5 protein-coding genes are annotated in these 4806 nt (G+C 71.9%); 2 read left to right on the forward strand and 3 right to left on the reverse strand.

The window, feature by feature from the left end; all coding sequences use genetic code 11:
* On the forward strand, positions 1-357 hold a 357-nt coding region (locus ABZ016_RS42135; protein WP_356922091.1), incomplete at its 5' end, for an Ig-like domain repeat protein.
* A gap of 182 nt (positions 358-539) precedes the next feature.
* Here the strand turns inward: ABZ016_RS42135 and ABZ016_RS42140 are convergent.
* Both ABZ016_RS42140 and ABZ016_RS42145 read right to left on the reverse strand, forming a co-directional pair.
* Positions 540-1046, reverse strand: a complete 507-nt coding sequence (locus tag ABZ016_RS42140) for a GNAT family N-acetyltransferase (protein WP_356922092.1) — start codon at positions 1044-1046, stop codon at positions 540-542.
* A 78-nt stretch (positions 1047-1124) separates the two neighbouring features.
* Positions 1125-1883: a hypothetical protein gene (locus ABZ016_RS42145; RefSeq protein ID WP_356922093.1), complete on the reverse strand. Its 759-nt coding sequence runs from the start codon at positions 1881-1883 to the stop codon at positions 1125-1127.
* Positions 1884-2092: 209 nt separating this feature from the next.
* Here ABZ016_RS42145 and gcl point away from each other — a divergent pair, with 209 nt between their 5' ends.
* Positions 2093-3877, forward strand: a complete 1785-nt coding sequence (gene gcl, locus ABZ016_RS42150) for a glyoxylate carboligase (protein WP_356922094.1) — start codon at positions 2093-2095, stop codon at positions 3875-3877.
* A gap of 232 nt (positions 3878-4109) precedes the next feature.
* On the opposite strand, the gene ABZ016_RS42155 is transcribed toward gcl, so the two are convergent.
* Positions 4110-4715, reverse strand: coding sequence for a TIGR04222 domain-containing membrane protein (locus ABZ016_RS42155; RefSeq protein WP_356922095.1), 606 nt, complete (start codon positions 4713-4715; stop codon positions 4110-4112).
* Positions 4716-4806 lie beyond the last annotated feature (91 nt).

Consider the following 4806-nt stretch of genomic DNA (forward strand, 5'->3'; position numbering starts at 1 on the left):
GACGCGGACTTCGCCGGGGACACCGCGACGGACACGCAGACGGTGAACCAGGCCGCGACCACAGCCACGGTGAGCTCCACGCCCGATCCGTCGGTTGTGGACGAAGAGGTGACGGTGACGGTGACGGTGGCCGCGGACGCTCCGGGTGCGGGGACGCCGACGGGGACGGTCACGGTCGACTTCGGCGACGAGACGACGCCCGTCACAGTGACCCTGGCCGGGGGAACCGTGACGACCACCCACACCTACACGGACACGGCGGGCAGCCCGTACACGATCACCGCGACCTACGGTGGGGACGCGGACTTCGCCGGGGACACCGCGACGGACACACACGTGGTTGTCGAAGAGGCCTAGCAGCCCAGCCGCAGCGGCCGATTGCTGCCTCGACGGGAGGTGACATCAAAGCGAGGCCCTCGGGCCGGCGAGTCGAGATCTCTCAGATCTCGACTCGCCGCCCGAGGGCCTCGCTTGTCCGCACAAGGCTTTCCGTCGCAGCGATCGAGTCGGTCTCCAGCAGCGCGGTGTGGTCGGGGTCCTCACAGCGGTGCGCGCATGCACACCCGTGGCCAGCGGTCCAGGCCGTGTTCGGCTTCCGCCGTGCGAATGGCGCGCAGGCCGGGGGAGAGGTCCGGCTCGGGCAGGGTGTGGAAGCCGAGCCGGGCGTAGTAGGGGCCGTTCCAGGGGACCTCGGCGAAGGTGGTCAGCGTCAGGGCGGTCAGACCCTCCTCGCGGGCGCGTTCGGCGGCGTACGCGAGGAGGGTCCGGCCGACGCCACGGCGGGCGGCGCGCGGGTGGACCGAGACCTGCTCGATGTGCAGGGCCCCGTCCACGGGCTCGGCGACGAGGTACGCGACCGGGTGGTCCTGCCCGTCCGCCGCGACCCAGCAGCGGGCCGCCGCGCGGTAGCGCTCCAGTACGTCGAGCCCCGGCGGCTCGTCGTCGGCGATCTCCGGCATGCCGAGCTCCCGGAAGGGCGCACCGGCGGCACGCTCGATGTCCTGGAGGGCCGGGAGCTCGGCGGGGGTCGCGGGGCGGATGCGCATACCGTGAGTATGAGGCGCCGGAGCGGTGGGAGAGGCACCGGCGCTGCCTGGCGACCGTCCCCCGCCCGACCAGTCCGGTCAGTGCCTGTGGCCTGCCAGCGTGTCGGCCGGGGTGTTCACGGGCCGCGGTGTGCCGGTGAGGTCGAGGACGAACAGGGGGATGCCCAGAGCGTCTGCGCGGGCCCGGGCGTCGTCCGCGTACCCGGCCAGGGAGAAGTAGAGACAGTCCGCCGACTCCGTCATGGCCGTCAGCCACAGGCACTCCACGTCCCGGAGGGTCGCCGGGCGCACGGCCGGGTCGACCTGTGCGACCAGGCCGCGGGCGGCGAGCCCGATGCCGGACGGCAGACGCTGGTCCGCCCTGCGGACCCCGCGGTAGCCGAGCCAGCGCAGGTACAGCGCGGTGGCGGTGACGGCGTCGCGGGCGGTGCGGATCGCGACGGATTGAAAGGGTGGCCGGGCTGCGGGCGGCTGGGCTGGGGAGTCCTGAGGGCGGGCGGACACGTCCTGGTCCCGTGTCGTGTCGTCGGCCGCCGTGTCCTCGCCCGTTCCACTGTCCCGGCCGGTCAGCCCCTGCCCCTCCACCACAGGCACCCGCAGCACCACCCCGCACGAGCAGCCCACTTCCGGACGCGGCCACTCCCCGCGCCGGCCGCAGGACTCGCACCGCACCGTCACCCAGTCGTCCTGCCACACGCGATGCGCCACCGGTGTCGCCGTCTCGTGAGGGTTCAGCGGCGGGACAACGGGCGCACCGCACACGCACGGATACTCCGGAGCCGTGTAGCGGTGTTCGCGTCCGCAGCACGGGCAGCGCACCGGCACGCTCTCGGCCATGGTCACTCCAGTACGGCGTCGCGTCGGGACAGCCCGTCCATCGTGCGCCCCTCAACCCCCGTCTGTCCGCCGCTTGCCGTCTCTTGACGCCCTTCGCCCGTCCCACTTACCTTTATTCCAGATCGTAGAAGATGAATTCCACAATACGGAAGAGCTCACCGCGGGGCGCGACGGGAGTGCGAATCCGACAGCCGAAGCAGGAGTACTCGATGGCTCGAATGACCGCTGCCCGCGCGGCAGTTGAGATCCTCAAGCGCGAGGGCGTCGCCGACGCGTTCGGTGTCCCGGGCGCGGCGATCAACCCCTTCTACGCGGCCCTCAAGGCCTCCGGCGGCATCACCCACACCCTCGCCCGGCACGTCGAGGGCGCCTCGCACATGGCCGAGGGCTACACCCGGACCCACCCGGGCAACATCGGTGTCTGCATCGGCACCTCCGGCCCGGCAGGCACCGACATGATCACGGGGCTGTACTCCGCGATCGGAGACTCCGTCCCGATCCTCTGCATCACCGGCCAGGCCCCGACCGCCGTGATCCACAAAGAGGACTTCCAGGCCGTCGACATCGCCTCGATCGCCAAGCCGGTCACCAAGATGGCCGTGACGGTGCTGGAGGCCGCGCAGGTCCCCGGCGTCTTCCAGCAGGCCTTCCACCTGATGCGCTCCGGCCGTCCCGGGCCCGTCCTCATCGACCTGCCGATCGACGTCCAGCTCACGGAGATCGAGTTCGACCCGGAGACGTACGAGCCGCTCCACGCCTACAAGCCCGCGGCGACCCGCGCCCAGATCGAGAAGGCGATCGGCATGCTGAACGCCGCCGAGCGGCCGCTGATCGTCGCCGGTGGCGGAATCATCAACGCCGACGCCGCCGAACTGCTCGTCGAGTTCGCCGAGTTGACGGGCACGCCGGTCGTGCCCACCCTCATGGGCTGGGGCGTCCTCCCCGACGACCACGAGCTGAACGCCGGCATGGTCGGCCTCCAGACCTCGCATCGCTACGGCAACGCGACCTTCCTGGAATCCGACTTCGTCCTCGGCATCGGCAACCGCTGGGCCAACCGCCACACCGGCAAACTCGACGTCTACACGGCCGGCCGGACGTTCGTCCACGTCGACATCGAGCCCACCCAGCTCGGCAGGATCTTCGCCCCGGACTACGGCATCGCCTCCGACGCCAAGGCGGCCCTGGAACTGTTCGTCGAGGTGGCCGAGGAGCTGAAGGCGGCCGGCAGGCTGCCCGACCGCTCCGGCTGGGCCGCCGCCGCGCAGGAGAAGAAGGCGACCCTCCAGCGCCGTACGCACTTCGATGACATCCCGATCAAGCCGCAGCGCGTCTACGAGGAGATGAACAAGGCCTTCGGACCGGAGACCCGGTACGTCTCCACCATCGGCCTCTCCCAGATCGCCGGCGCCCAGATGCTGCACGTCTACCGGCCCCGGCACTGGATCAACTGCGGCCAGGCCGGCCCGCTCGGGTGGACGATCCCGGCAGCGCTCGGCGTCGCCAAGGCCGACCCGGAGGCGTCCGTCGTCGCCCTCTCCGGCGACTACGACTTCCAGTTCATGATCGAGGAACTGGCCGTCGGCGCGCAGCACCGGATCCCGTACGTCCACGTCCTCGTGAACAACTCCTACCTGGGCCTGATCCGCCAGGCGCAGCGGGCGTTCGACATCGACTTCCAGGTCAACCTGGAGTTCGAGAACCTCAACGCGCCCGAGCTCGGCGTCTACGGCGTCGACCACGTCAAGGTCGCGGAGGGCCTCGGCTGCAAGGCGATCCGGGTGACCGACCCGAACGAGCTCGGCGGTGCCTTCGAGCAGGCCAAGAAGCTCGCCGCGGAGCACCAGGTGCCGGTCGTCGTCGAGGCGATCCTGGAGCGCGTCACCAACATCTCCATGTCGACGACCAACGACATCGGCAATGTCGTGGAGTTCGAGGAGATCGCCACCGAGCCCGGCCATGCGCCGACGTCGATCAGGACGCTGAAGGTCTGACCCGGACGAAGGAAAGGGGCGGCCCGTCCACGAGGACGGACCGCCCCTCAGCCGTTCCGGGACCTCCGCGCCCGGCCGGTGGCCGAGGCACGGTCGGAGGTTCACGTCCGGTCCGCGCTCATGACGGGCCCGGCGCATGCCGGCGGACCGGCGGACCGGCGAGCGGCTTCGATGGCCGCGGCACGACCGATCGTGAATCGTGCCGACACCCCAGAGGGCCCCGGCCCACGGGTCAGTCCGCTCCGCCCCCGCCCCCACCGCAGGAGTAGTAGCCCCCACCGCCTGAGTTCGCGCCGCGTGACGAGGGCTTGAGGAGGCCCTTGCCGCCCACCTCGGCCCGGCGGACCAGCCCCGCCCGCAGGGCGAAGCGCGGGACCAGCAGGCGCAGCGCCGCCTCGCCGTGCAGCGCGACGGCGAGCAGCCGCTCGTGGTCCGTCAGGCCGCGTCTGCTCGTGGGCAGCGGGTGGTGCTGCCGCAGGTCCCGTACGTGGCGGCGGGCGGCGCGTGTCGCGCCGAGCAGCGGATAGCGCAGCAGACCCGCCTCCGCGAGGGGGACGCGCATGAGGGCCACCGCGAGCCGGATGTCCGGATCCTTCACCAACGTCCGCAGGCCGGCGGGCTCGTGGAGGCAGGCGTGCACCGCCTGGGCCAGGGGAGAGGGGGGCCGCTGCGCGCTGACGGCGTCCGCGATACCCGCCCGGACCGTCCCCGGCCGGCCGGCCTCGGCCAGACCCCGCAGATGCAGGTCCACCAGGGCGACGGTGACGGCGGCCCGCGGGCCTTCCCCCAGCAGTGCCATTTCGTGCGGCTCCAGCCGGACCGCCGTACCGTCGCCCATGGCTTCACCCCCGTACCGGGACCCGCCGCCCCCGTGCCGGCGGGCCCCGTGTGTAGTCGAGAATGTGCCCGGCCCCGGGGGCGGTTGAAGC

Origin of the sequence: Streptomyces sp. NPDC006372, assembly GCF_040612515.1 — a bacterium.
Classification (GTDB): Bacteria; Actinomycetota; Actinomycetes; order Streptomycetales; family Streptomycetaceae; genus Streptomyces.